This is a genomic window from Dehalogenimonas formicexedens (assembly GCF_001953175.1).
Taxonomy (GTDB): Bacteria; Chloroflexota; Dehalococcoidia; order Dehalococcoidales; family Dehalococcoidaceae; genus Dehalogenimonas; species Dehalogenimonas formicexedens.
The window spans coordinates 651,274-677,575 of the sequence record NZ_CP018258.1; the positions used below are offsets into that span (position 1 = coordinate 651,274).

The following is a 26,302-nucleotide window of genomic DNA, read 5'->3' on the forward strand; positions in this document are numbered from 1 at the left end:
ACCGCCGGCTTAGAACGATTTCTCGAATTCAGCCTTAACCCTGGCCAGTATCTCAGGACTGGACAAAAGGTCGGCGGCGGTCATGGCCATTCCGGCGGCGGCGTCCAGCATGGCTTTGATGCCCTCATCCGACGCCGCGTACATGGCAAATTCTTTGGTGTGGCCGGAAACATCTTTCGGCGCGATTGCCAGGAAGCCATGGAGAGCGGGAGCGACCTGGCTGACGTTACCCATATCGGTGGAGCCGAACTCGTATGACGGGTCCTCAAGGGCGATATCGCGGCCCAGACTCTGAATATTGTTGGTAAAAAGTTGTGCCAGTTTGACGTTTGCTTTCAAAGGCTCATAGGCGTGCTCGTCCCAATGATAGGAAAGCTCGGCGCCGGTTGCCAGCGCGCCGGCACGGAAGCAGTTGAGTACCCGTTCCTTCAACTCCTCAAGGTATTTCAGGTCCATCGCGCGGACCAAAAAATTCCCGGCGGAGTGTCCCGGCACAACATTCGCTGCTTTGCCTCCGTCGGAGATCACGCCATGAATGCGTGCCGATGAACGAATATGTTGCCGCAAGGCTGCGACGGCATTATAACCGATGACCATTGCATCGAGGGCGTTGATGCCTTGTTCCGGATGAGCGGAGGCATGGGCTTCACGGCCGAAATATTCGACATAAAGAGTCACAACCGCCAGAGCCTGGGTCATGGCGATAGATTCAGAACCTGGATGGACAAGCATGGCGGCGTCCAATCCGTTGAAAATGCCCTTTTTGACCATGGGGATCTTGCCGCCGTAAAGCTCCTCGGCCGGGGTGCCGATCATAACGATAGTGCCGCCGAACTTATCCGCCAATATCTTCGCAGCAACGGCGGCACCCACTGAAGCTGTTCCGATTAGGTTGTGGCCGCAGGCGTGGCCTACCTCCGGCAGGGCGTCGTATTCGCCGACGAAGGCGATGACCGGCTTGCCGGACCCGTAGGTGGCTTTCCAGGCAGTGGGCAGGTCGGCGATGCCCATTTCCACCGTAAAACCGTTCTGTACCAGGTGGTCGGTAAGCCATTTGGCAGCTTGTTTTTCATGAAAACCCAATTCGGGATTATCGTGAATACCGAGAGCGATCTTTTTAAGGGCGGCAGCCTGGGAATCAATCGATTCTTTGACGGCTGTTTTCAGGGAGGAGAGATCAGTTTTCATCGGACTGATTATAGCCCATGGTCACATTCGGCGCTATCGCCGGGGGTTGGTGTTTCCGGTTACGATCCGCTTCTGGAATTCTTTTTTTGGCAGCACTTTTTCCACAAACAGGCTCTTGCCAATAAATGGATCGATGCCGGTATAGTACATCAGGCTGGAGTATGTTGACGGCGCGGGCAGGAATATCTGTACCTGCTCCGGGCTTATTCTCAAATTCTTGGCGGTGAATTGTTGCAATTTGCCCATGTCCGCGGCGGTGCAGCCGGGGTGGGCGGCGATCAGGTAGTAGGTCAGGAACTGCGCTTTGCCGGCGGCTTTGGAGATCCGATCAAAACTTGCCTTGAAATTGAGCAATGATTCCGTTCCGGGTTTGCCCATGGTCTTGAGGACAGAAGGCTCGGAGTGTTCCGGCGCCACCTTCATCTGTCCGGAGACGTGGTGCCTGACGACTTCTTCGAGGTAGGGTTCGCCGTACTGGTTATCAGCCAGAACCGCGTCATACCGGATGCCGGAGGCGACAAACACTTTTTTCATGCCGGGGACTTTACGAAGTTTCTTAAGCAGCTCGATCTGTTTGGAGTGATCTGGTTTAAGAGTCGGGCAAACATTAGGGAAGAGGCAGCGCTTGGCGACGCAAACTCCCTTTTTCAGTTTTCGATCGCATTCGAAGCCGTACATGTTGGCTGTCGGGCCGCCGACGTCCCGGATATAGCCTGTAAAATCCGGGTATTTGGTCAGTTCCCGGGCCTCGGCGAGGATCGATTCCTCGCTCCGCCACTGGACGGTGCGGCCTTCGTGGACGGCGATGGCGCAAAAATTGCATTCACCATAACAACCGCGGTGGGACAGTATCGAGAATTTGATCGTTTCGAGGGCTTTGACCTTGCCCTGACGTTCGTAGTAAGGGTGTTGGGTGCGTTCGTAACCGACGGCAAATACGGAATCGAGTTCTGCCTGGGTCATCGAAGGTTGTGGCGGGTTTTGCACAAGGTAGCGATTGCCATGTTTTTGATAGAGGCCTTTGGCGGTAATGGGATCGTTGTTCCGGTAAAAGGCGTGGAACATGTCAGTGAAGGCTGTTTTATCCTTCTCAACAACGTCGAGCGGCGGCAATTCAAGATAGTTTTCACGTACCAAGGGCATGTCGGCCTCGACGGAGATGTAGCACAATCCCCGGACCCGGCGGGGATCGCTATCCCTGTCGAGGGCAACAGCCAGTTCTACGGCGGCTTTTTCGGCCATGCCGTAGAGGAGATAGTCGGCCTTGGCGTCAAATAGTATCGAGCCCCGGACGCGGTCGTCCCAGTAGTCGTAATGGGCCACCCGCCGCAGGCTCGCTTCAAGTCCGCCAAGGACAATCGGGACAGTTTTTTTGAAATGCTGGCGGATCAGGTTGGTGTACACGATCGAAGCGCGGTCCGGGCGGCGGGTGTTCTGGCAGCCGGGCGTGTAGTCGTCGCTTTTGCGTTTTTTCTTGAGCGAGGTGTAATTGGCTATCATGCTGTCGATACAGCCGCCGGTAACGCCCCAGAATAGGCGCGGTTCTCCGAGGCGGGTAATGTCGGCGGGTGAATGGATGTCAGGTTGGGCGATGACGCCCACCCGGAAACCAGCCTTTGCCAGCATCTTGCCGATCACGGAGATACCGACAAAAGGACTATCGATGTAGGAATCTCCGGTAACCAGAACGATATCCGGCCTGTCCCACCCGAGAGAATCGATTTCCTGTTTGGTCGTGGGCAGAAACATTTAACCTGGTTGGACCTGAGCCCCGGCGGCTTTTTCGGCGCTTTGCAGCATCCAGATCACCTTATTGGCGAGAACCATGACGGCGTAATTACACTGAGCCACGGCTTGTACCGTCTGCTGGTTCAGTTCGTTGATTCCCAGAGGCCAGACCCGGCAGGTCCTGGGACGTTCACCGTAGATCTGGCAGCGCCCGTTTTTGGGGTTCCACCAGCCGCACGGGTGGGCTTGTTTGATCACCCAGTCCTTGCCGTCGAGGGCAAAAATATCTTCGCGTTTGCGCTTCAGTTTCCGGCTGATGCGGATTGTATCCGCTTCGTCAACCACGATGCGCCGGGTTTGAGAGCAGCACCAGCCGCAACCGGTACAGGCCTCTTTCATGCGTTTCATTATTGCCCTGGACTCCGGACCGATGATATCGGTGATCGAAACAATGTCTACAAGTTCGGAGGGTGAGAAATTCCTGGCCGGCGGATATACTTTTAAGAGAGCGGCTCCAACCGTGGCGATATACCGTTCGTATTTTTCACCGAAGTCGGAATTAAGGTGCCTGGTGACAATTTTCCTCGCCTCCGAGAGATCGGTGTCCGCAATCCCAAGATTCTCAAATACTTTAGCCATGATTTGAATTATACCAAATCGGTCTTTCAGCCGTTTGTGACTTAAGACACTTAAGGTAATACATGTTTTTTGGTATAATGCTTTATCTGTTTACTGGAGGCTGTCAATGCCGATTTACGAGTACAACTGTAAGAAATGCGCCAAAAGATTCGAACTTCTGCGCCGATTTTCCGACACCGCCGAGGTAACCTGCCCCAAGTGCGGTTCGACCGAGGTCGAGAGGAAGATTTCGTCATTTAGCTGTGGCTCTTCAGGCGGCGGGTCGTACAGCGGATCCGGTTGCGGGTCCGGCGGAGGCGGCCGCGTTTCTTCCTGAGGGTAGATACAGAGGAGCCGGTTCGGCTCCCATGAACATCACCGTTTATCATCGAAGTGTCCGTGGTTCACCAAATACATCGATGGAGGTCAGCTTGCCGCTTTACGATTACGTATGCCGCTCCTGCAAGAAAAAATTCGAGGAATTACGCCGTTTTTCGGATACCGGTCCGGTGACTTGCCCAAAGTGCGGTTCCACCGAGTGTGAAAAGAAGCCCGCAACCTTTATCACCACCGATAATCTGGGGCTGTCCAAGACTCCCAAGGGCAAATCTCCCTGGCTTTATACCTGAATACGGGAAGCACTATTAAAGTTTCCAGCCCCTCACCGCGTGCGGGGCTTTTGGTTTTAATACAGGGATCATTTTGGTAAACTAGAAGAAGAGGTAAAACCGATGCCAATTTATGAATATGTTTGCGCCGGATGCAGGAAAAAGTTCGAGCTTCTCCGGTCAATGTCGGACACATCGCCAGCCATTTGTCCCAGGTGCGGCTCAGCTGATACCCGGCGAAAGATGTCCACTTTTACCTCGACTTACAAGGGCAAGGTCGAAACGCCTCCCCAATGGCGCCAATCTTAGGGAACGTGCATTAAAAAAGGCCACCGCGAAGGTGGCCTTTTTTTTATTTAACCTCTTTCAACGTTAGAGGGCTTCGTTTTCCGAAGCTTCAACCGCCTTCCGAAGTTCATCGTTCAGCATCTTGGGCAGTCCCTCGATATCCACTTTCAAGAAACCCCGGATGATCGCCGCCGTGGCTTCATCACGGGTCAGCCCGCGGGCCATGAGGTATTCGACCTCATCCTCGGCGATCTTGCCCACTGCCGCCTCATGTGACAGGTCGACGTTGGGCACGGTTGCTTTAAGTTCCGGAATGGCATGGATGCTGCCCTGCTCCTTGAGGATCAGGCCGCGGCATTCGAGATGGCCTTTGATATCGACGGCGTTGCCTTCCATGTAGCCGCGGGAGATGATCTCGCCGCCGGCGGTGATGGCCCGGGCTATCATTTCAGTCCGGGCGCCGGGAGCGTCCAGAAACGCCCTGGTGCCAAGGTCCATGTGAGAACCGGGGGTGGCGACCATTATCGTATTGAATCTTACGGTGGCGTTCTTGCCGACGCAGCGGGCGATGGGCGAAGCCTGGATTGAGTGTACCGGCTTCATGATGACGTAATTGGAAAGGTACAGGCCGTCTTCTTCGATAATCGCTCCCGTACGAGGCCGCACTTCGGTCTCCGGGGACCAGGTGTGGATCATGCTGAAGGTGATCTTGGCGCCTTTCTTGATATAGAACTCCGAAACACCGACGTGCAGTCCCATCGATTGGCGGTGGGCGACGGCGCAGCCGGTGATGATGTGAAGTTCCGATCCTTCTTCGGCGATGATGATGTTGTGGACGTCCTGGACGGCCTGGTCGTGCTGCAGGTACAGGCAGGCCTGCACCGGATAGTCCGTCTTGACGCCGGGGAGGGCGCGGATGAAATAGCCGTCGGCGTCGTTGAGTTCGACGTGGGCGGTGTATTTGTCGGCATCGACCTGGACCGCTTTCCACCAGTAGTCCTTGAGCCAGTCATATTTCTTCCTGGCTTCCGATATGCTCATGACCTCGATGCCGTCCTGGGCGGCGCCGAAATGAACGGGGGTGTTGTCCATCTGGACAAATGTGCCGGAGCGGGCGGTGCGGTCATCCAGCATGACGCCGGACTCCAGCATCCGAGACTTGTCCACCTCGGCAATGGTCTCGAGTTTTTCGACATATTTCTTCTCGCCCTTTTTAGGGACGACGAATTGCTCCAGGTCAATGTCAGGCCCGGCGGCGGCTTTTTTAGCCGCAGCGGCTTTGGCGCGTTCGATAAGGTCGGTTTCTACCTTTTGCATATCTGGCATGAGGCACACTCTCCATAGCCTTTAATTTTGATGGTTTCAAGGATTTCATGGGGATCGCCCTCGCAGATTATCCTGCCTTCAAACATGACGTAACCGGTACGGGCGTTGACATACTCAAGGATGTGTCCGGTATGCGAGATGATGAGGCCGCTCCGCGTCCGCGAACGCATCGGGTGAGATTTTTTCAGGAGGTCATTGATGAGCTCGCCGATGAGGGCGATGTTTTCCAGGTCAACGCCGGATTCCGGTTCGTCGAGCAATACCAGGTCCGGGCTCTGGGCCAGGAGCTGGAGAAGTTCCGATCTTTTGGTTTCGCCACCTGAAAAACCGTAGTTGATATCCCTGTCCAGGAAATCTACCATATTGGTTTTTTCAGCCAGGCCGGGTATGACGTCGACGCTCTCCCGACCCCGGAAGCACGCCGTTACCATGTCGCGGGTCTTGACGCCCCGGACGATGGGCGGCCTCTGGAAAGACAAGCCGATCCCGATGCGCGCCCGTTCATCGAGAGTGGCGCGGGTGACGTCTTTGCCTTCGAAAATAATCTTGCCGCCGGTGATCTTGTAGCGGGGAAAGCCCATGATAGTCATCAGCAGGGTGGTTTTGCCGCTGCCGTTGGGGCCGTAGATCACGTGCGTTTCACCGGCATTGATTGAAAGGTTGATGCCGTGGAGTATCTCCTTGCCTTCCACTTCAACTTTTAGATCTTTAATTTCCAGCAGTTTTTCGGCAGCCATATTTACCTCCGGGGTATTAATTATGCGGCACCAGAAATCGCCTGGTCTGTGATGAAAATCACCGATGATATTCAGTTATTATCGGGTACTGGGCGGCGAGGGTCAACTACAAAGGCGTACGGGACACCGAGAGAGGGACTGGAGCTTGCCCCGCGTGTTATAATCAATTACGAATCGAGGGCATAATGAACTTGGTCGGCATTCTCCTCGTCCTTTTGGGCATCGCCCTTTTTATCGCCGAATTTTTTACTTCGGGGTACGCCCTTTTCGGGGCGGCAGGACTTTTCGCGCTGATTCTGGGCCTGATCCTGATTTTTGACTTTACGGTACCCGTTTGGGTGACCGTCACCCTGTTTGTTCTCATGCTGGTGTTTGCTTTCACCGCTACGGTACTCGTTTTTCGGCGCGTGGCCGAAGCTCAAAAGCAGAAAGTCGCCACCGGGCACGAGGAACTGATCGGCAAGAAAGCCACGGTACGCGCTCAATTGAATCCGTCGGGCACCGTCTTTATCGATGGGGAAATCTGGTCAGCGCAAGTAAAAGAGGGGAGAGCCGAGGTTGGGGAGGAAGTCGTCGTCACCGGCATCGACGGTCTGAACCTATATGTCGCCAAAATCCAGGAAGGAGCATAACAAATGCCTGAATCAACCATCAACGCCCTGATCCCGTGGCTCGTCGTCCTGTTTTTCCTGATCGTTCTACTGGCCATGTCCGTCAGGGTGGTGGCCGAATACGAACGGGGCGTCATTTTCCGGTTGGGAAGGCTCATAGGCGCCAAGGGGCCAGGCATCTTCCTCCTCATTCCGTTCATCGATCGAATGGTCAAAATGGACCTGCGCGTGGTGGTCATGGACGTGCCGTCCCAGGAAGTTATTACCCGGGATAACGTGACCGTCCGGGTCAATGCCGTCATATATTTCCGTGTTGTCGATCCGCAGTCGGCGGTGGTCAAAGTCGCCGACCACATCCGGGCTACCAGCCAGATCGCCCAGACCACCCTCCGGAATGTGCTCGGCCAGTCCGAACTCGATGAACTCCTGGCTAACCGGGAAAAGTTGAATGATATTCTCCAGGGTATCATCGACAAGCAAACAGACCCGTGGGGCATCAAGGTCTCGACTGTCGAGATCAAAGAGGTGGAACTGCCGGAGACGATGCGCCGCTCGATGGCCGCTCAGGCTGAAGCTGAGCGCGAGCGCCGCGCCAAAATCATTCACGCTGAAGGCGAATTCCAGGCTTCTACCAAGCTGGCCCAGGCCGCGGACGTCATCGCCAAAGAGCCGGTCACCCTTCAATTGAGGTATCTGCAGACGTTAACCGAGATCGCCTCGGAGAAGAACTCGACGGTTATCTTCCCCGTGCCGATCGATCTGATAAGCATGTTCATGAAACGATTCGGCAGCGACGGCAAGGAGCAGAAATAGCGCTCAGCCGAGGGTGACATCCCCGGCGACCACGGCGCATTCAGTACCGTCGTCCCGGCGGATTATGAGGGCGCCATCGCTATTAACGTCGATTGCCGCGCCTTCAAAAACCGATGTTCCGCTGGTGGCTTTAACCCGGCGTCCCAGGGTGATGAGCCGGCTTTTCCAAAGCTTCAAGATCGCGTTCTGGTCAAAAGAGGAATAGAGAAATTCCAGCCGGTCGATCAGGGCGCGTAATAACGCCAACGGATCCACCGGCCTGCCGATGTGATCTGAAAGACTGGTGGCGATTCCTGCGATCTCGAGACATGAACCGGTCTGGATATTGACGTTTATGCCCATGCCAATTACGGTATAGTTCCTTGTCTTGGAAACGCCGCTCTCAACCAGGATGCCGGCGACTTTCTTGCCGCGGATCAATACGTCGTTCGGCCATTTGAGATCGGTATGGATCGATGTAACTTCTTCTATCGCCTCGGCGACCGCCAGCCCGGCCAGAACGGTCAAGTAGGGCAGCTTTTCAGCGTCGGGATACAACAGAATGGAAAGATACAGCGAACCCGCCGGGGATATCCAGGCACGGTTAAGGCGTCCCCGCCCCTCGGTTTGCTCCGCGGCGATCACCAGCGTGCCTTCGCGGGCGCCTTTTTGGGCTAATTCCCGGGCACGGTCCATCGTCGAGCCGATGGAATCATAGGTAAAAAGGGTATGCCCCCAGCGGCAGCCCGCAAGGGCATTTTCTACGCTCCGGAAATCAAGGGAATGCATCGAAGAAGTATAACATCCAGCCTGCTGATCCGCCATTGACACAAGCGCGTTCTGAACCAATAATGGTTTTGAGGTGGCTGAAATGGCTGAAGAAAAATTAAGAGAATACACCGAAAAGCGCAACTTTAAAAAGACCGCCGAACCTCCGCCTGAAGTAAAGCTGCCTTCAGCCAAGCCGATGTTCGTCATCCAAAAACACGATGCTTCCCGCCTTCACTATGACCTCAGGCTGGAAGTCGATGGGGTTTTGAAAAGCTGGGCGGTACCGAAAGGTCCCTCCCTTGATCCCCAAGCCAAGCACCTGGCGGTGCCGACCGAGGACCACCCCATGGCGTACGGCGGATTTGAAGGAACCATCCCCCAGGGGGAATACGGCGGCGGCACGGTGATGGTCTGGGACACGGGCACATACCGGAACATCAAAGCCGATAAACCGGAACCGGAAACGATGGCGGAGGCCTACGATAAGGGCAGGATCGAGGTATTTCTCGAAGGAAAAAAGTTGCGAGGCCTTTTTGCCCTGATCCGGACCGCCAAAGGTTGGCTCTTCTTCAAGATGAACGATGAATTCGTGAAAGCCGGGGATATCCTTGAAGAGTCCCCTGATTCCGCCCTTACGGGAAGGACTCTCTCCCAGATCGCGGCTGCGGAGGCTTAGCCGATAGCATTCTCGACCGCTCGGCGCATTGCCATCAAATTGGCCTCGGGGACGGCGAGGGGGTAGGTGCAGCCGGTCGTCAGGATGAGCCGCCGGGAGTTCATTTTCTGAATAGCCTCCCTGGCTTGATCCATGACCTCCCGGGGCGATCCATCCTGAAGCAGGCGCATCTGTTCCACGCCGCCCATTACCGCCTTGGGGGAAAGCCGGGCCGCTGTCTGCAGATCTATCCCCGAGGTCCGGTCGTGCCAATTTACCGCCTGGACCGGGTATGCGGCGGTTTCTTTGAACATGGGGTGCTGGCCGTGGAGGTGAAGCACGTTGAACCAGCCGGCTGAGGCGGCTTCAAGAACCATTAAATCAGTTGGCCTGCCGAACTGGTCAAACTCGTCCCGGCTCAACAGCTCGTGGCTGGCAAAACGGGTGGAAAGGAAGATACCGTCGGCTCCCGCCTCGATACAGGCGGACGCAAATCTGGCGCTTGTTTCCGCCAGGGTGTGTAGGGCTGGCAGCACTTTTTCCGGGTATTCACGGAGGTGGGCCAGGAAAAGTTCATCGCCCGCCAGGTACGCGGCTATGGCCAGGGGATGGAACATCGTTACGATGACCGGGGTGTCCTGGTCCTTCTCTTTTACGATCTTCCCCAGGGAATCCAGGTGCCAGCCATAGGTGCCGCGCCGGATGTCGAGGGGACCGACAGCCGCCCAATCATCGGGACAATGGATGATTCGGGATAAATATTCCCTGTCTCCCATGATGCTGCCGCGGTAGGCATGAGTGATGCCGTAATCCTCGACGCAATAAGTTGAGGACACCGGCAGCTTGATGAAGTCGAGATCGTATTTGCGTTGATACGCGAGAGTCACCGCGGCCAGCGAGTCCGGATTTTGGTCGTCGCCGGGCCAGTGCCGCCAGAATCCCACGGGGACCCGGTCGACGGTCTGACCGGTAAGCGCCGCCTGAATTCTTTCCCGCTTGCTCGTCATGGGCTTGCTCCTTGATTATTCCCGATCTGATGTTACGCAATGGAACGGGTTGGGTCAACTGGCGGCAGGACCACGGGAAGGCGCGGCGGGGAGGAGGAAAGGGGAACTCAGGGATTGGGAGGAACGGAAGGGGCGGGGGCGGCGACGCCGGCATTGAAACGTGTTCGGATATCTTCGATAACTCCGATGAGGCGTTCAGGCTTGTCGACCTTGGAAACATAGTAATCAGCCCCGGCTTCAAGGGGCACCGAGCGGTCCAGGCAACAACTTAAAACCACGACCACGGAATTTTTGAGGTCCGCCAGGGTTCCCTTGGGCCAGACACCCAGTAATTCCCATTCAACCAGGGTGAGGTCCGGTTTAACCGACCGGGCAAGTTTCACCAGGCTTTCAGTGTCCCCTGCGCCGCCGGCATATTCCATGTCCGGATACTGCTCGACTAAAAGCTTAAGCGCCGAACGGGTGCTTGGTTGCCTGTCGGCTACAACAAAGCGCATAGTTCCGATCCTTTGAAAGACTCGAATCCCGCATTTTACTGATGATACTACCAACCGGTGACAATTACATCAGGCGTCAGGGGGGATTTCAACCTGGCCTTTCGGCTAGTTTTTTACCCGTCATTTGACCAGTTTCTGTTTCAAGGCCAGGGAAACGGCCTCGGTGCGGCTTGATACGCCCAGCTTGGAAAGGACGTTGGAGACATGGAACTTGGCGGTGGAGGGGCTCACCCCCAATTTGTCGGCGATCTCGGTGTTGGGCAGGCCGTCCACCATGAGCTTTAAGATCTCCTTTTCACGGGCGGTCAGGTCATAGTCCCGGGCGGCGGGGCTCCTCATCTCCTGGATGAGCACCTGGGTAGCCTCGGAGGACAGCTTGGACTGCCCGGCCATGGCGCCCCTTATGGCTGAGACCAGTTCCGAGGCGGAGACGGTTTTCAGGAGGTAGCTCATGGCCCCGGCCTTGAGGGCGCCGTCCACCTGCTCCCGCTCCTTGAAACTGGTTAGGACGATGATCCGGATGTCCGGCCAGCGGTCATGGATGGCTTTGGTGGCGGCCACGCCGTCCATCACCGGCATCAAGAGGTCCATCAGGATGACGTCGGGCTTGAAGCGCTCGACGAACCTGACGGCCTCGCTGCCGTCGGCGGCCTCCCCGGCCAGTTCCAGGTCATCCTCGGCGGCCAGCATCGCCTTAAGGCCCGACCGCACCACGCCGTGATCGTCAACCAGCATGACCCGAATTGGTTCAGTTTCCGCCATTTGTTACCTCCTTAACCGGCTTTTGCCATTTAACGGTCACCGTCGTCCCTTGACCGGTTTTACTGTTGATCTTTAGTTCGGCGCCGATAGCCCTGGCGCGCTCGTTCATGATGCCCATGCCCAGGCTGCCTGCCGTTTTGTCAGCCGGGTCGAACCCTTTTCCGTTGTCGGAGATGGAAACGGAGACGGCTTTTTCGAAACAGGTCAGTTCCACTTTTGCCTGGGCTGCCCCGGAGTGTTTGCCAACGTTATTAAGAGCCTCCTGGGCGATCCGGTAAAGCCCGATCTTCACATCCGTGGGCACGTCGCAGTCACCGGTGACCGTCACCTCGACGGGTATCCTTGCCCTGCCGGTGACAGATTCGGCGAGCTGATGAAGCAGCGGACCCAGGTCAGCCTCTGCCAGGGTGGCCGGTCTCAATTCAAAGAGCAGCGTCCGCATCTCCGCCAGCGCTCCCCGGGTCAACTGCCGGACTTCTTCCAGCCGGCGCCGGCCTTCAGACGGATTGTGTTCCCAGATCCGCGGTAGCACCTCAGCGATGATCGAGGCCGAAAAGAGGGTCTGGCTCACCGCGTCATGGAGGTCCCGGGCGAGGCGCGCCCGCTCTTCAACGGTTGCCTGCTGGAGCGCCTGGGCGGCCAGCGTCTGTTCGCTCTTTTTAAGTTCAGAACGGTCGATGCCAACGCATAGAACCTCACGCAACTGACCGGATTCGTCGAAGACGGGCTGGTTGGTCCATACCACCCACACCCGCTCGCCGCTCTTCTTCATATTTTCATTTTCGTTCAGGCGGTATTCCTCGGGGTGGGAGACGATACCTCTGATCATCTCCTCCAGGTCCGCGTTTGAGGAATCCCGGGCGGGCACGATGGTGCCGATGACGCTCTTGCCCATGATCTCTGCCTGGCTGAAACCGAAGAAGCGCTCGGCGAACTGGTTGAAAAAGGCCACTCTTCCTTCGGTGTCCATTTCCAGGATGATGGTATTGCCGCTCTCCACCAGATGGCGGTATTTGGTTTCGCTCCGGCGGAGCGCCCGTTCAACCTTTTCACGCCGCTCGATCTCGTCTTCCAGTTGAGCGTTAGCCCCGGTCAGGGCGGCGGTGCGCTCGATGACGCGGCGCTCCAGACTCTCCCTGGCGAGCCGCAGATCTTCCTCCGTCTGGCGGCGCTCGGTGACGTCCAGTACCTGTCCGACGGTCCTGAGCCTCCCGCTGGGGTCGCGGAACATGGTCGAGCTGATTTCCACCCTGCGTTTCTCGCCACTCTGGTTCACGATATTGAACTCATACCTCGAGGGAGGGTTCTCTCCGCGCTGCCGCCGGACGTAGTTGTCGCCGACGATGGCGGCGCTCTCTGCATCGAGGAAATCGCGGAAATCACGGCCGACGATTTTGTCATTGGGAAATCCGAGCAGGATGGTAGTCATGTCGTTGGCGTAAGTGATCTTGAAATGCTCATCGATGGTGAAGATGCTGGAATGGGAGTTTTCGACAATGGAACGGAACATCTGGTCAAGTTCCTGGCGTTCCTCTTCGGCCTTTTTGGTGGCCGAGATGTCGCGAAGAATGGCCACCAGCATCGGATGTTTATCGATCTTGATCAGATCTAGGCTGATTTCGGTGTCAAACAACTCTCCGCCGGCTTTGCGATGCTTCCACTCGAAAACCTGGGGTTGGCCGGAAAAAGCCAACCTGATTTTTTCCAGTGCCTTTTCTTTTGACAGCCTGCCGTCGGGTTGAACGTCGGGCGAGAATTCATACGGGGTTTTACCCACGAGCGACTTGCGGGGGACGCCGAACATCTCCCCGGCTTTTTTGTTGCCCTCGATGATGCCGCCCTCGTCAAGCAGCAGAATGGCGTAGTTGTCCATCAGACCTCTTTTAACAAATCGGGACTGCTTGGGAACGGGACCCCGCGGGAAATCTTAACACAAATAAATGAAGAGGCGAAACGGGTCAGCTCTTCAATTTGAACGTGAAATGGGGCTAGTGTACAATCTCCGTATTCAAGATATCAGGAGATTTTATGACGCAAGAGCGTTGTCGCGGCTGTCGCGACCTTGTTCCCCAGGAAATGCTGAAGTTCCGCCTGGCTGAATCTGTTTTCATCGACACCGCCCTCAAGTGGGGCTATGAAGAGGTGCGGACCCCCACACTGGAATACCTGCACCTGTTCACCGCCACCGGAACCCTGACGCCCGGAATGCTCGGCCAGGTGTTCTCCTTCCTTGATTGGGACGGCTGGAGCGGCGAAAGGGTAGTCATGCGCCCGGACGGCACCATCCCGATCGCCCGACTTTACGTCGATTCGATGGCCGGCCGCGACGTCGCCCGGCTGTTCTACGTTGTCAACGTTTTCCGTTTTGGAAATGAGCCCGCCACGGGTCGCGAGCGCTGGCAGTGCGGCGCCGAGCTGATCGGCGGCAATTCGGCGCTGGCGGACGTTGAACTTGTCCGGATGTCTCTGGAGGCGCTTGAGCTTCTCGGTCTGGAATCACGCGTCAAAGTCTCCCATTCAGGCGTCATCCAGGCCGTGCTGGCCCAGCTGGAGCCTTCAACCGAATCGAGGCACAAGCTGTTCGATGAAATCCTTGACGGCAACGAAAGTATCATGGCCCGCCTGGCCGAAGCCAAACCTGAACTGATGGCCGGTTTGAAGACGCTGCTCGATGTCACCGGGACGTCTTCCGCTTACTTATCCAATCTCCGGTCGCTGTTCGGTTATTCGGCCGAACTCGAGGCCGCCGCGGCTAATTTTGCCTCCACCCTTGATATGCTCGACGATATCGGCCTCCCGTACGAGATAGACTTGGCGTCCGGTCGGGGTTTCGAATACTACACCGGCATCATTTTCCACCTGTCCGTCGATGGCAAGACCGTCGGCGGCGGCGGACGCTACGATAACCTTGTAGAGCTGATGGGCGGGCCTGCCAAACCGGCGGCCGGTTACGCCCTTTACCTCGACGAACTGACCAGGCTCATCGACATGGGCGAATATGAGATGGAAGAACCCGACCGCTTCCTGGTCAGTTTCCAGCCCGGCGATGAAGCCCGCGCCTTTGCCGTGGCCACCGACCTGCGCGACGCCGACTACACCGCTGAAATCAAGCTCGGCGACCCGGACGTGATGGATTATGACTGGGTGCTCAATATCACCGATGAGGGCCTTCTTGTCCTTTCGGACACCGAGACCGACGAGGAATTCGAGTTCGAAACCGTCGATGAACTGGTGGAGATGTTGGGCGGGGAGGCTTCGGAAGAATGAGGGTCGCGTTACCCAAGGGAAGGCTACTGGCAGACACGGCGGCGCTTTTGGAGCGCGCCGGCTGGCAGCTCAACGACTACCAGCCCAAAGCCAGGCTGTACCGCCTGAAGAGCGCCAAATTTCCTGAAATGTCAGCCAAGATGCTGCATGAGAAAGATATCCCCATCCAGGTGGCTATCGGCAACTACGACCTGGGTATTTGCGGCGCGGACTGGGTGGAAGAACTGGTGTCGCGCTACCGGCTTACCTCCCTGGTCAAGGTCAAAAACCTGGGCTACGGTCACGGCGCCCTGTTTGCCGCCGCGGCGGCGGGCGACGGCATTGCGTCGCTGTCCGACCTGTCGCAGCGTTCCGACAAGATCCGACTGGCATCCGAATATCCCAACCTGGCGGAACAGCTGGCGATGCAGCTTCGCCTGAAAAACTACGCCGTTTACCCGCTGTGGGGCAGCGCCGAAGCCTATCCGCCTGAAACGGCCGAGGTAGTCATCTTGCCGCGCAAGACGGCCGGGGAACTGGAAGGCAAGGGTCTCAAGGTGCTCTCAAAGGTGCTGGATTTCAAAGCGGTGCTCATCGCCAACCGGGAGAGCCTGGCATCGAAAGACCTTTCCGGAGCCATAAGTTCGATCATGGCCAACCTTCAGCCAAGTCCCGACGTCGAGGAGGCAAAATCAGGGACGGCATCTCCGCTGGAAGCCTACCATGAATATGCTCCCGACGTGGTGCGCCTGGCTTTACCTGACGGTCACCAGCAGCCGCACGTCCGCAAGATTCTGGACGCCGCTGGAATTCACATCGAAGATTACCCATCCGATAAAGGGCTGCGCCGTCCCAAAAGCGATATCGAAGGTTTCACCATCAAGACTATCCGCCCCCAGGATATGCCGGTCCAGGTGGCCAACGGCAATTTCGACCTGGCGATCACCGGCTGGGACTGGCTGACGGATCACCTGCACCAGTTTCCCACCAGCCCGGTGAAGCGGCTGCTGGATCTCAAATATGGCTGGGTGCGCATCGTGGCGGTGGTCGCCAACGATGTCCCGGTGAACAATTCCGCGGAACTGAAGGCCTATTTCCGGAACAAGAACCTGCGGGTGGCCTCCGAATACATCAATATCGCCGACGACTACGCCCGGAGGAACCATTTCGGCCGCTACCGTATCGCTCCGACCTGGGGCTCTACCGAGGCCTATCTGCCTGAGGACGCCGACCTTTTAATCGAAAACACCGAGACCGGTGGTACCATCGCCAGGCATAACCTGCGCATCATCGATACGCTCTTTGAATCTACAGCCTGCGTCATCGGCAACACCCGGGCGGCTGATAATCCGGTTAAACGGGCGCGAATGGAAGCTTTGGTGGAGCGGCTGGGCAAAGCCCTGGAGAAAGTCTGATGCGTTTGGTGACCGGTTTCAACGCGGCAAGGGAGCTGCTTGAGCGCCGGGTGAATGTGTCCACTGGCAACGCTGGGGTCGAGCAATCGGTCAGGGCGGTCATAGATGATGTAATCCGGGAGGGCGACGCAGCGCTCAAGCGTTTAACTGCCAGATTCGACCGGGTTGAATTACAAACGTTCGAGGTACCCGGGGAGCACATCAAGGCGGCGATGTCCGCAATCTCGCCCGAACTGCTGGCAGCCCTTAAAACCGCCGCCGGGCGTATCGGTTCTTATCATCAGGACCAGCGTCAAGCAATTTCAGCCATGCAATTGGCGATGGATGGGCGACAGATCTTCCGGCCGCTTGAACGGGTGGGCGTCTACGCTCCCGGCGGCAAGGCCTATTACCCCTCAACCGTGTTGATGACCGCCATCCCGGCCAAGGCTGCCGGGGTGGCTGAAGTCATCCTGGCGACACCGCCGGGTCCGGACGGGAAAATCCCGGCGCCAACCCTAGCCGCCGCCGCCATTTCCGGTGTTGACCGGGTTTTCAGCATCGGCGGGGCTCAGGCCATCGCCGCTCTGGCCTACGGCACGGAATCGGTGCCTAAAGTGGATAAGATCTGCGGACCGGGAAATATCTACGTCATGACCGCCAAGCGCCTGGTATACGGAGCTGTGGGTATAGACGGGTTGCAGGGTCCGAGCGAAGTGCTGATCATTGCCGATGAAACCGCCAACCCGGATTTCATCGCGTCCGACATGCTGGCCCAGGCGGAGCACGACCCGCTGGCCCAGTCAGTGCTGGTAACCACCTCGAAGCCAGTGGCGGACAAGGTGATCGCTATCCTCCAGGCGAAATCGGAGGGGTCGGCGAGGCGTCAAGCCGTTGCTGAATCCCTTGGGGACTGGGGCATCGTTGCCGTGGTGGATAACCTCGACCAGGCGATCGAACTGGCCAATCTGTATGCGCCGGAACATTTACTGGTATTCACCGCCGATGCCGATGCAGATTTAAAAAAGATCAAAAATGCAGGATGCGCCTTTATCGGAGAAAAGGCTTCGGTAGCCTTCGGCGATTATGTCGCTGGTCCTTCGCATGCCCTGCCTACCGGCGGCACGGCGCGGTTCGCCTCGCCGTTGAATGTGCTCGATTTCCTGAAGATAACAGACGCCGTCCGTGTCGACGACACGATGGTAAATAGCTTGGGCGCCGCCGCCGCGGCAATCGCGGAGGCTGAGGGATTAAGCGCACATAGAGATGCCGTTCGCTTGAGAATGGAGGCCGCGTGACCGACATAAACAGGTTCATGAGGCGGGAGCTTGACAAGTTTGTCGGCTATGCCGCCTGCAAATCGCCGGAAGCCCTCGACCGGGAAACGAGGGCAATGGGGATCCTCAAGCTCGACGCCAACGAAAACGTTTACGGGCCTTCTCCCAGGGTAAAAGCGGCTTTGGCGTCTTTTGACGACGCCCACATCTACCCCGATTCCTGCCAGACCGAGTTAAGGAAAGCGCTGGCGGTTTACACCGGTGTTGCCGCCGAACATATCGTCGCCGGATCCGGCTCGGACCAGCTTATCGATTTGCTGATAAGGTTGTTCGTTAACCCAGGCGATGAGGTCCTGACCGCGACGCCGACCTTTGCCATGTACAAGTTTTTCACCGAGCTGGCCGGCGGGAAGTTTGTGACCGTATCACGAGACGACGAATTCAACCTCGTGCCCGAAAAACTGATTAAAGCGATCTCAAAAAAGACAAAGCTGATTTTCATCGCCATGCCGAACAACCCGACCGGCACCCAGATAAGCGTCGACGCGGTGAAAAAGATAATCGACACCGGCGTTCCGGTGGTTGTGGATGAAGCGTATTATGAGTTCACCGGCCAGACCCTGGCGCCCGAACTAGATAAATACCCGAATTTGATGATCCTACGCACCTTCAGTAAATGGGCGGGGCTGGCGGGCCTTCGTGTCGGATATGGCCTGTTACCGGTAAATGTCGCCGAAAAGCTTGACGCCATCAAAGACCCGTATTGCGTCAACGCCGCGGCTGTGACGGCGGCGCGCGAGTCGCTGAATGACGTGGACTACCTTATGGGCAACGTTAAGCTTATGATCTCTGAAAGGGACCGGCTCTTCAACGCCCTGTCATCGATCAAGTACCTGAAGCCTTATCCCTCCGCGGCTAATTTTATCCTCTGCAAGGTTAAAGCCAGGATAGCGCTGCAAATCCAGGTGGTTTTGGAGCGCCGGGGGATACTGGTACGCTATTTCAACTCGCCGCAGATGGAAAATTGCCTGCGGTTCAGTATCGGACGCCCGGAAGACACCGACCGGCTGATCGCCGAACTCCAGAAAATAGGGGAGATGTAACATGGCCGAACGCAAAGCCACCGTCAAACGGGAAACTAAAGAGACGACAATTTCGGTCACGGTCAACCTGGATGGCACCTGCAAGGACGAGATGTGCACCGGCAACCGGTTGTTCGACCACATGCTCTCCCAGATCGCCAGGCACGGGGTATTTGACATAAAGGTGTCCGCTACTGGCGATGATATCCATCATCTCGTCGAGGATGTCGGTATCTGCCTGGGTAAAGCCTTCAACGAAGCCCTGGGGGATAAGAAGGGATTGGTTCGCACCGCCGAATCCCAGGTTCCGATGGATGAGGCTTTGGGCGTGGTCATTTTGGATCTGGGCGGGCGGGGATACTCCGTCATCCACATGGACTTTGAGAAAAACGACCTCGCTGGTTTCCCGGTCGATATGGTACGCCATTTCCTGGAAAGCTTCGCCGCGGAGGGCCGGATGAATCTTCACGCCTCCGTCTGCTACGGCACCAATGATCACCACAAGGTTGAAGCGGTGTTCAAAGCTCTTGGACGGGCGCTGGATAAGGCGACACGGATTGATCCGCGGATCGCTGACCGGGTTCCAAGTACCAAGGAGTGGGTGGAGTAACTTCCCCTCATTTGTCTTTCTGAACCGAGCGAAGCATCGGGGAAGAATCTTTTAAGTTTCCCTCTCAGGGCGAAATTGAGATTCTTCGCTTCGCTCAGAATCACAGTAAATTTGGTCTCACGCCAAAGACTTGTCTTTCTGAACCGAGCGAAGCATCGGGGAAGAATCTCTATGCCTCCCTGCCGCAAATACCGTCATAAAGGTCTGACCAATTTGGATTGAACTCGTTGATCAAGGCGACTTTCTTAGATCGCCGCCAACCCTTGATTTCCTTTTCCCGTGAGATAGCAGAGTAGGCGTTGTTCGTTTCTTCAAAGTATATCAAGGAATGTATTGCATACCTTTTGGTGAAACCTTCCACCAAGTTGTTCTTGTGTTGCCAGACGCGTTTGATCAGGTCGCTAGTGACGCCAGTGTAAGTCACCGTTTTTGCGGCGTTGGTCATAATGTATATCTAATATTGTTTTGAGTTCACAGCCTCATCTCCGGAGAGGCATTGAGATTCTTCGCTACGCTCAGAATGACATTATATTTGATCTGATGCTAAAGACTTGTCTTTCTGAACCGAGCGAAGCATCGGTGAAGAATCTCTAAGCCTCCTTCTCAGGGCGAAGTGAGATTCTTCGCTGCGCTCAGAATGACAAAGTGCTAGGCCAGCGTTTTCCCCGTCAATACCTCATACGCATGAACGTATCGCCGCCGGGTGCTCTCGATGACGTCAAGCGGCAGAGCGGGGGCCGGCGGCTCTTTGTTCCAGCCGGATTTCTCCAGCCAGTCTCGCAGGGGCTGCTTATCGTAAGAGTCCTGGGGTTCGCCCACCTTATACAGTTTTTCATCCCAAAAGCGGGATGAATCCGGCGTCAATGCCTCGTCGATCACTATGAGCTTGTCTCCGTCCAGCCCGAACTCGAACTTGGTGTCGGCGATGATGATGCCGTGGTGGCGGGCATAGTCACGGGCGAAAGCGTAGAGCGCGATGCTCATAGTTTTGAGCTTCAAGGCCAGATCCTTGCCGACGGTATTTTCGACTTCGGCGTAGGTCATCGGCAAGTCGTGGGTGTTGTCGCCCTTGGTGGTCGGGGTGAAGATCGGTTCTGTAAGGATCTCACTCTGCCGAAGCCCGGCAGGCAGCGGCACGCCGCAGACGGATTGCCGAGTTTTGTACTCAGCCCAGCCCGAACCCGCCAGGTAGCCGCGGACAACGCATTCCACCGGCAGGCGCTTGACCTTTTTGACCACCATCGACCGGCCTTCGAGGTATTTGGGGTAATCGAAACGCTGTTTTTCAGGAACGTATTGGCCGAGTTGTTTAACGTCGTTGATGACAGCGACGACGTGGTTGGGGATAATCTTCCTCGTCTGATCGAACCAGAAAGCCGAAATCTGGTTCAGTACTTTGCCCTTGTCGGGGATGCCGGCCGGCAAGACCACGTCGAACGCGGAAATACGGTCGGTGACGACAATCAGAAGGTATTCGCCGAGGTCGTAGGTGTCTCGGACTTTACCGGAGATAAACCGGTTTAGCGGGAGATCCGTTTTAAGGACGACGGCAGTGGTGGTCATATTATTTACCTCGATCAGAATTCGATTGAATAACCAAGATACAAGATACAATGACCAAACAAGTACCAATCACCAAATTCAAATTACCAAACGGTTTGTATATTGGATTTTGAACCTTGGGATTTGTTTGGTTTTTGTCTCTTGGTTATTGGTCATTTCAAAGCGACTGCGGCGAAAGCTTTTCGGGAGGGGTCTCGGCGCTGCCTTTCCACTGGGCGGCGGTCAGCCCGACCCTCTTGAAAATGTCGTCCACGTGTCGCGTGTAATACTTATAATCGAAGAGATTGTCCAGTTCCTCCGGCTTGAGCACCGCCTGTACCTCGGGATCGGCTTTGAGCAGGTCGATGAACTGGCCGGTGCCGGACCAGGTGGCCATGGCGTTGCGCTGGACGATCTTGTAGGCGCTGTGCTCTCCCTGCCGGGGCAAACCTTTATCGATCAAGGCAAGGAGTACCCGCTGTGAGAATAATAGGCCGCGGGTTAATTCCATATTCTGGCGCATCCGCTGGGGGTAAACGGTCATTCCCTTTATGATGCCGGTAAAGATGTTCATGGCGTAATCAAGCACCAGGCAGGCATCCGGAAAAATGACCCGTTCGGTGGAGGAGTGGGAAATGTCCCGTTCATGCCACAGCGCGATGTTTTCAAGGGACGTCAGGGCGTAGCCCCGGATAAGCCGCGAGATACCGCAGATGCGTTCGCATAACTCGGGATTTTTCTTGTGAGGCATGGATGATGAACCGGTTTGCCCGGAGCCGAAGGGCTCCTCGACTTCCCGAACCTCGGTCTTTTGAAGGGCGCGGATTTCGGTGGCGAATTTCTCCAGGGAGCCGCCGATAACGGCCAGGGTGCTCATAAAATGGGCATGCCGGTCCCGCTGGATGACCTGGTTGGAAACCGGATCGGGAGCCAGTCCGAGCTTGGCGCAGGCGAACTCTTCCACTTCCGGCGGCACGGTGGCAAAGGTTCCCACCGCCCCGGAGATCATGCCGACGGTAATGCCTTTGGCGGCTTCTGAAAGGCGCTGGCGGTTGCGCTGCATCTCTTCCATCCACAGCGCCAGCTTCAAGCCGAAGGTGATCGGTTCCGCGTGAACCCCGTGGGTGCGCCCGGCCATGACGGTGTATTTGTACTCGAGGGCTCTTTTACCCAGGGCGGCGATAAGCTCCTTGATGTCCTCAGCCAGGATCGCCGACGCCTCTACCAGTTGGAGGCTGGTGGCGGTATCCATGACGTCGGAGGAGGTGAGGCCCAGATGGATAAACCGGGCATCTTCTCCCACGCTCTCGGCCACCGCGCCCAGGAAGGCGGTCATGTCATGGTGGGTTTCCTTGAGAAGTTCCTCCATGCGCTTGAAATTGATCCGGGCTAGCTTGATCTTGGGCAACGCCTCCCGCGGGATGACGCCCTGCTTCACCCAGGCTTCGCTGACGGCGATTTCAACATCGAGCCACTTGGCGAATTTGTTCTCTTCGCTCCAGACCTTTTTCATCTGGGGCCGGCTGTAACGTTCGATCATGGCTAGTTCCCTTTAAATTCGGTGCGTAGATTTTCATATGCCCGGGCGACGTCCGGGTATTTCAAGCCCAGTATCTGCGCCGCGAGGTATCCGGCGTTCTTGGCTCCGGGGGTGCCGATGGCGACAGTCGCCACCGGGACGCCGGCGGGCATCTGGACGATGGCGTAAAGCGAATCGACGCCCTTAAGGTCGCTTGAGGGGATCGGCACGCCGATGACCGGAAGCGTCGTCCAGGAGGCGATGACTCCGGGCAAATGGGCGGCGGCTCCGGCGCCGGCGATGATCACCTCGAAGCCCTTGTCACGGGCCGAAGTGCAAAAAGCGTGGACCTTTTCCGGTTGCCGATGAGCCGACATGACCAGGATTTCCGATTCAAGTCCCATCTTCGCCAAAGCGTCGACGGCAGCCTGCATGACTTCCATATCGGACCTTGAGCCCATGACTACGGCGACTTTAGGCATATCGATACCTCGACCTGTCGTCATTATTTGAAAAGAGCGATGTCCTGGCGATAATGGGCGCCTTCGAACCGGATCTTCGCGGCATTGTAATAAACCTGTCCCCGGGCATCGGCAAAATTATTGCCGCAGGCAGTCACGGCCATTACCCGGCCTCCCGATGTCACCAGCTGGTCGCCGGTTATCCTGGTTCCGGCGTGAAACAGGTGGACGTCGGTGTCAACGTACTCAAGTCCCCCGATAGGCAGCCCTTTTTTATAGTCGCCGGGATATCCGCCGGAGGCCAAAACAACGGTGACGCAGGATTGCTTCTGCCATTCAATTTCCGTCTTGTCCAGGTTGCCGTCGATGACACTCAACAAAACGTCGATAAGGTCGGTTTTCATTTGCGGCAGGATCACCTGGGTCTCTGGATCCCCAAACCGGGCGTTGAATTCCAGGACCTTGGGACCTTCGGGGGTAAGCATCAGTCCGGCGTAAATTATGCCGCGGTAATCTATGCCTTCAGCCGCCAGGCCGCAGACGATCGGTCCCATGATGGTGGCATCGATCATGGCCGCCATCTGGCGGTCGAAAAACGGCGGAGGCGAATAGGCGCCCATGCCCCCGGTGTTGGGGCCCTGGTTGCCGTCGAAAACGCGTTTGTAATCACAGGCCGGAGGCATCGGTACAAAAGTCTTGCCGTCGGTGAAGGCAAGGTAGCTCATTTCCTGGCCGGTCAGGCATTCCTCGATAATCACCTTCGAACCGGCTTCCCCGAAGATCCGGGCTTCCATCATGTTTGCCAGGGCAGTTTCCGCTTCGGCACGGCTGGAGCATACGGATACGCCTTTTCCCGACGCCAGGCCGTCGGCTTTTACGACGACCGGCAGGGTCTGTTCGGCCAGGTAGGCTTTTGCCCTGGCATAATCGGTGAAAGATTTTCCCCGGGCGCATGGAATGGCGTATTTTTCCATCAGATCCCGAGCAAAGGTCTTGCTGGATTCGAGTTGCGCCGCTATTTTCGAAGGCCCGAACACCGGGATCATCCTGGACTTGAATTCATCGGCAATGCCGGCGGCTAGCGGACCCTCCGGGCCGACGACCACCAGGTCGATATCGTTGCCGTTAACCGCCTCAAGCAGGCGGGGAAAATCGGTCGGCTCAATATCCAGATTCCGGGCAAGCGAAGCCGTGCCGCCGTTGCCCGGAGCGGCAAAAATAGCGGTGACCCGGGGGCTTTGTTTCAATTTCCAGACGAGGGCGTGCTCCCGCCCGCCGCTGCCGATAACTAATACTCTCAGCGCAATATCCTTTTAAGGCGGGCAACCTATCGCCGCTTGGATTGTTCTTTGGGTTTGGTGGCGACGGTCCTCGGCTTCCACTTATCCTGGGCGATGGCATTTGAAGCGCGGTCACGGAGCTGATCGATATCGCCGGGGGTCAATTTGAGTTTCTTAAGCAGTCTTTGCTCTTCGGCCTCGGCGGCAGCCCTCGATTCTTCGCTTTTGGCCTGCAGGTCCTTCAGAGTCGGGCCTTCAGACGAAGCAGCCTCGTTGGCGGTGGCGCCCATGAACTTGGCGCCGAGATAATCCGCCTGGGCGTTAGCCCATGAGAGATAGTCGGAATAAGCCGCATGCCAGGCAAAGTAGTTGGAAGTAGCTTTGTCAGGCACCGATTTCAGCGCGTCCTTGCGCCGGAGAAGTTCAGCCGCGGACTGCGCCAACTGGTTGGCGGCGACGTAGATGTTTTCATAAGCGGCGGGGTTTTTAGCGGCGGCGCCGGGATCGAATTCAGCCGCGGCGGCGGTATATACTTCGGCGCCCTTTTCCTGGAAAGCCCTCAGGATCCATTCATCGCCGATGTAATCGATGTAGGTCAGCAGTTCATCACCCTGGATCTTGTTCCTGTCAAAAAGTCCCATAATGCAAACACTCCTTTTCCGGAGTTTATTCCCACTCGATGGTGCCGGGCGGTTTGGAGGTGATGTCGTAGACGACCCGGTTGACGCCGGCGACCTCATTGACGATCCGGTTGGAAATCCTGGCCAGCAGGTCATACGGCAGCCGGGCCCAATCCGCCGTCATGGCGTCGTCGGAGGTCACGGCGCGTATGGCCACAAGGTGGCCGTAGGTGCGGAAATCACCCATGACTCCCACGCTCCGGACATCGGTGATGATGGCGAAACTCTGCCAAAGCTGGCGGTACAGTCCGGCTTTTTTGATCTCGTGCATCACGATCCAGTCGGAAGCTCTCAACATCTCCAGTTTTTCCCTGGTAACCTCGCCGATGACGCGGATGGCCAGTCCCGGACCGGGGAACGGCTGGCGCCAGACCATCTCCTCGGGCAGTCCGAGTTCGACGCCCACCTGCCTCACTTCGTCCTTGAAGAGATAGCGCACCGGCTCGAGCAATTTGAGGGCCATGTTGGCCGGCAGGCCGCCGACGTTGTGGTGGCTCTTGATCTTGGCGGAGGCGCTGGAAACTGAGGAGACGCTTTCGATGACGTCCGGGTAGAGCGTGCCCTGGGCCAGGAAATCGACCTTGCCCAATTTCAAGGCTTCTTCCTCGAAGACCCTGATGAACTCGACGCCGATAGCCTTCCGTTTTTGTTCCGGGTCGATAACCCCGGCCAGGCGGTCGAGGAAGCGGTCGGTGGCGTCGATGAAGATTATCTTCATGCCCAGGTTCTGTTCAAATACCTTGAGGGTGCGCTCGGCTTCCTCGCGGCGCAACAGGCCGTTATTGACGAAGATGCAGGTCAACTGGTCGCCGACGGCTTTATGGATCAGGGTCGCCACAATGGCTGAATCCACCCCGCCGGATAGCGCGGCAATGACCTTGCCTTTGCCTACCTGGTTCCTGATGCTTTCGATGCTCTCGGAGATGAAATGGCCGGGCGTCCAGGTGGCCTGGCAGCCGCAGATGCCGGTCACGAAATTTTTAAGGAGGGTTTTGCCGAAAGGCGTATGCGCCACCTCGGGATGGAACTGCAGCCCGAAGATGTTGGCGTCATTGCCCATGACCGCCAGCGGCGAATTCTCGGTGTACGCTAGAGACCGGAAGCCCTGGGGAAGTTGCTCCACTCGGTCGCCATGGCTCATCCAGGCGGCTGACGATTCCGGTATTTCTTTGAATAACGGTGATTTTAAATCCGAAAGGTGCAGGATGGCATGGCCATATTCCCGCGCCTGCCCCCGGGCGACAATGCCGCCCAATTGCTGGGTAATCAGCTGCATGCCGTAGCAGATGCCGAGGATCGGCAGTTTGCTTTCGTAGATGTAAGCCGGAGCCATCGGCGCTCCCGGGGTATAAACGCTGGCAGGGCCGCCTGACAGGATGAAGCCCTTGGGGTTCAGGTGGGCGATCTTTTCCCACGGCGTATCGTGAGAAACCAGCTCGCAGTAGACGTTAAGCTCACGGATCCGACGGGCGATCAGCAGGCTGTACTGGGAGCCAAAATCGAATATGACGATCGATTCCCGGGAGGCGCCGGAAACGGCTTCGCCCTTGGCCGGTTTTTCGATGGCTTGTTTCGCGATTTCCAGGTAGGTGGCGACCTCGATGTCACCGGAAGTCGCTACGC

Annotated in this window: 28 protein-coding genes; 11 read left to right on the forward strand and 17 right to left on the reverse strand. The window is 56.8% G+C overall.

Features of this window, described 5'->3' with window-relative positions:
• Positions 1-9: 9 nt before the first annotated feature.
• Genes Dform_RS03465 through Dform_RS03475 form a run of 3 tightly spaced genes read right to left on the reverse strand, consistent with a single transcriptional unit; the run spans position 10 to position 3,555 of the window.
• On the reverse strand, positions 10-1,188 hold the full coding sequence (locus tag Dform_RS03465) for a M20 family metallopeptidase (RefSeq protein ID WP_076003784.1): 1,179 nt from the start codon (positions 1,186-1,188) through the stop codon (positions 10-12).
• Between the two features lie 33 nt (positions 1,189-1,221).
• Positions 1,222-2,937, reverse strand: coding sequence for a YgiQ family radical SAM protein (locus Dform_RS03470; protein ID WP_076003785.1), 1,716 nt, complete (start codon positions 2,935-2,937; stop codon positions 1,222-1,224).
• Entirely contained in the window at positions 2,938-3,555 is a 618-nt protein-coding gene (locus Dform_RS03475; RefSeq protein ID WP_076003786.1) for a YkgJ family cysteine cluster protein, read from the reverse strand.
• Positions 3,556-3,661: 106 nt separating this feature from the next.
• On the opposite strand from Dform_RS03475, the gene Dform_RS03480 reads away from it, so the two are divergent.
• From Dform_RS03480 to Dform_RS11795, 3 genes are all read left to right on the forward strand, one after another.
• A complete protein-coding gene (locus Dform_RS03480; RefSeq protein WP_076003787.1) occupies positions 3,662-3,871 on the forward strand; it encodes an FmdB family zinc ribbon protein in 210 nt (69 codons plus the stop codon).
• Positions 3,872-3,902: 31 nt separating this feature from the next.
• Positions 3,903-4,163, forward strand: coding sequence for an FmdB family zinc ribbon protein (locus Dform_RS03485; RefSeq protein WP_225973725.1), 261 nt, complete (start codon positions 3,903-3,905; stop codon positions 4,161-4,163).
• 102 nt (positions 4,164-4,265) lie between these two features.
• Positions 4,266-4,451, forward strand: coding sequence for an FmdB family zinc ribbon protein (locus Dform_RS11795; RefSeq protein ID WP_076003789.1), 186 nt, complete (start codon positions 4,266-4,268; stop codon positions 4,449-4,451).
• 63 nt (positions 4,452-4,514) lie between these two features.
• Here Dform_RS11795 and Dform_RS03495 read toward each other — a convergent pair whose 3' ends face one another.
• The gene (locus Dform_RS03495) at positions 4,515-5,747 is read right to left on the reverse strand and encodes a SufB/SufD family protein (protein WP_076003790.1); all 1,233 of its coding nucleotides are present in this window, start codon (positions 5,745-5,747) and stop codon (positions 4,515-4,517) included.
• Complete coding sequence (locus tag Dform_RS03500) at positions 5,735-6,493, reverse strand: ABC transporter ATP-binding protein (protein WP_076003791.1); 759 nt, start codon at positions 6,491-6,493, stop codon at positions 5,735-5,737. The genes Dform_RS03495 and Dform_RS03500 overlap by 13 nt, the downstream gene beginning before the upstream one ends.
• A gap of 185 nt (positions 6,494-6,678) precedes the next feature.
• Here Dform_RS03500 and Dform_RS03505 point away from each other — a divergent pair, with 185 nt between their 5' ends.
• Positions 6,679-7,125, forward strand: a complete 447-nt coding sequence (locus Dform_RS03505; RefSeq protein ID WP_076003792.1) for an NfeD family protein — start codon at positions 6,679-6,681, stop codon at positions 7,123-7,125.
• A gap of 3 nt (positions 7,126-7,128) precedes the next feature.
• Positions 7,129-7,917 carry a slipin family protein gene (locus tag Dform_RS03510; RefSeq protein WP_076003793.1) on the forward strand — a complete coding sequence of 263 codons (789 nt, stop codon included), beginning with the start codon at positions 7,129-7,131 and terminating at the stop codon, positions 7,915-7,917.
• Between the two features lie 3 nt (positions 7,918-7,920).
• Here the strand turns inward: Dform_RS03510 and Dform_RS03515 are convergent, their stop codons facing one another.
• Positions 7,921-8,721 carry a biotin--[acetyl-CoA-carboxylase] ligase gene (locus Dform_RS03515; RefSeq protein ID WP_158513461.1) on the reverse strand — a complete coding sequence of 267 codons (801 nt, stop codon included), beginning with the start codon at positions 8,719-8,721 and terminating at the stop codon, positions 7,921-7,923.
• Positions 8,722-8,767: 46 nt separating this feature from the next.
• On the opposite strand from Dform_RS03515, the gene Dform_RS03520 reads away from it, so the two are divergent.
• On the forward strand, positions 8,768-9,343 hold the full coding sequence (locus tag Dform_RS03520) for a DNA polymerase ligase N-terminal domain-containing protein (protein WP_076003795.1): 576 nt from the start codon (positions 8,768-8,770) through the stop codon (positions 9,341-9,343).
• Here Dform_RS03520 and Dform_RS03525 read toward each other — a convergent pair.
• The 4 genes from Dform_RS03525 to Dform_RS03540 all read right to left on the reverse strand — a co-directional run bounded on the left by Dform_RS03525 (position 9,340) and on the right by Dform_RS03540 (position 13,461).
• On the reverse strand, positions 9,340-10,329 hold the full coding sequence (locus Dform_RS03525; protein ID WP_076003796.1) for a uroporphyrinogen decarboxylase family protein: 990 nt from the start codon (positions 10,327-10,329) through the stop codon (positions 9,340-9,342). The two genes, Dform_RS03520 and Dform_RS03525, sit on opposite strands and share 4 nt — an antisense overlap.
• Positions 10,330-10,436: 107 nt before the next feature.
• Positions 10,437-10,826, reverse strand: coding sequence for a response regulator (locus tag Dform_RS03530; RefSeq protein WP_076003797.1), 390 nt, complete (start codon positions 10,824-10,826; stop codon positions 10,437-10,439).
• A 120-nt stretch (positions 10,827-10,946) separates the two neighbouring features.
• On the reverse strand, positions 10,947-11,588 hold the full coding sequence (locus Dform_RS03535) for a response regulator (protein ID WP_076003798.1): 642 nt from the start codon (positions 11,586-11,588) through the stop codon (positions 10,947-10,949).
• Positions 11,575-13,461: a PAS domain-containing sensor histidine kinase gene (locus Dform_RS03540; protein WP_076003799.1), complete on the reverse strand. Its 1,887-nt coding sequence runs from the start codon at positions 13,459-13,461 to the stop codon at positions 11,575-11,577. Before Dform_RS03540 ends, Dform_RS03535 begins: the two co-directional genes overlap by 14 nt.
• A gap of 155 nt (positions 13,462-13,616) precedes the next feature.
• On the opposite strand from Dform_RS03540, the gene Dform_RS03545 reads away from it, so the two are divergent.
• From Dform_RS03545 to hisB, 5 genes are read left to right on the forward strand one after another with little or no spacing between them, the layout of a single operon-like run.
• Entirely contained in the window at positions 13,617-14,855 is a 1,239-nt protein-coding gene (locus Dform_RS03545) for an ATP phosphoribosyltransferase regulatory subunit (protein WP_076003800.1), read from the forward strand.
• Positions 14,852-16,249 carry an ATP phosphoribosyltransferase gene (gene hisG, locus Dform_RS03550; protein WP_076003801.1) on the forward strand — a complete coding sequence of 466 codons (1,398 nt, stop codon included), beginning with the start codon at positions 14,852-14,854 and terminating at the stop codon, positions 16,247-16,249. The genes Dform_RS03545 and hisG overlap by 4 nt, the downstream gene beginning before the upstream one ends.
• Complete coding sequence (gene hisD, locus Dform_RS03555) at positions 16,249-17,526, forward strand: histidinol dehydrogenase (protein ID WP_076003802.1); 1,278 nt, start codon at positions 16,249-16,251, stop codon at positions 17,524-17,526. The genes hisG and hisD overlap by 1 nt, the downstream gene beginning before the upstream one ends.
• A gap of 17 nt (positions 17,527-17,543) precedes the next feature.
• Positions 17,544-18,608, forward strand: coding sequence for a histidinol-phosphate transaminase (hisC, locus tag Dform_RS03560; protein ID WP_076005054.1), 1,065 nt, complete (start codon positions 17,544-17,546; stop codon positions 18,606-18,608).
• A gap of 1 nt (position 18,609) precedes the next feature.
• The gene (gene hisB / locus Dform_RS03565; RefSeq protein ID WP_076003803.1) at positions 18,610-19,197 is read left to right on the forward strand and encodes an imidazoleglycerol-phosphate dehydratase HisB; all 588 of its coding nucleotides are present in this window, start codon (positions 18,610-18,612) and stop codon (positions 19,195-19,197) included.
• A gap of 169 nt (positions 19,198-19,366) precedes the next feature.
• Here the strand turns inward: hisB and Dform_RS03570 are convergent, their stop codons facing one another.
• The 7 genes from Dform_RS03570 to guaA all read right to left on the reverse strand — a co-directional run bounded on the left by Dform_RS03570 (position 19,367) and on the right by guaA (position 26,264).
• Positions 19,367-19,642 carry a GIY-YIG nuclease family protein gene (locus Dform_RS03570; protein ID WP_076003804.1) on the reverse strand — a complete coding sequence of 92 codons (276 nt, stop codon included), beginning with the start codon at positions 19,640-19,642 and terminating at the stop codon, positions 19,367-19,369.
• Positions 19,643-19,845: 203 nt separating this feature from the next.
• Positions 19,846-20,760 carry a phosphoribosylaminoimidazolesuccinocarboxamide synthase gene (locus Dform_RS03575; protein WP_076003805.1) on the reverse strand — a complete coding sequence of 305 codons (915 nt, stop codon included), beginning with the start codon at positions 20,758-20,760 and terminating at the stop codon, positions 19,846-19,848.
• A gap of 157 nt (positions 20,761-20,917) precedes the next feature.
• Entirely contained in the window at positions 20,918-22,279 is a 1,362-nt protein-coding gene (purB, locus tag Dform_RS03580; RefSeq protein WP_076003806.1) for an adenylosuccinate lyase, read from the reverse strand.
• 2 nt (positions 22,280-22,281) lie between these two features.
• Positions 22,282-22,740: a 5-(carboxyamino)imidazole ribonucleotide mutase gene (gene purE / locus Dform_RS03585; protein WP_076003807.1), complete on the reverse strand. Its 459-nt coding sequence runs from the start codon at positions 22,738-22,740 to the stop codon at positions 22,282-22,284.
• A 23-nt stretch (positions 22,741-22,763) separates the two neighbouring features.
• Positions 22,764-24,020: a phosphoribosylamine--glycine ligase gene (purD, locus tag Dform_RS03590; RefSeq protein ID WP_076003808.1), complete on the reverse strand. Its 1,257-nt coding sequence runs from the start codon at positions 24,018-24,020 to the stop codon at positions 22,764-22,766.
• A 26-nt stretch (positions 24,021-24,046) separates the two neighbouring features.
• Complete coding sequence (locus Dform_RS03595) at positions 24,047-24,640, reverse strand: hypothetical protein (protein ID WP_076003809.1); 594 nt, start codon at positions 24,638-24,640, stop codon at positions 24,047-24,049.
• A gap of 25 nt (positions 24,641-24,665) precedes the next feature.
• Positions 24,666-26,264 (reverse strand): glutamine-hydrolyzing GMP synthase, encoded by a 1,599-nt coding sequence (gene guaA, locus Dform_RS03600; protein WP_425481072.1) that lies wholly within the window; start codon positions 26,262-26,264, stop codon positions 24,666-24,668.
• Positions 26,265-26,302: the final 38 nt, after the last annotated feature.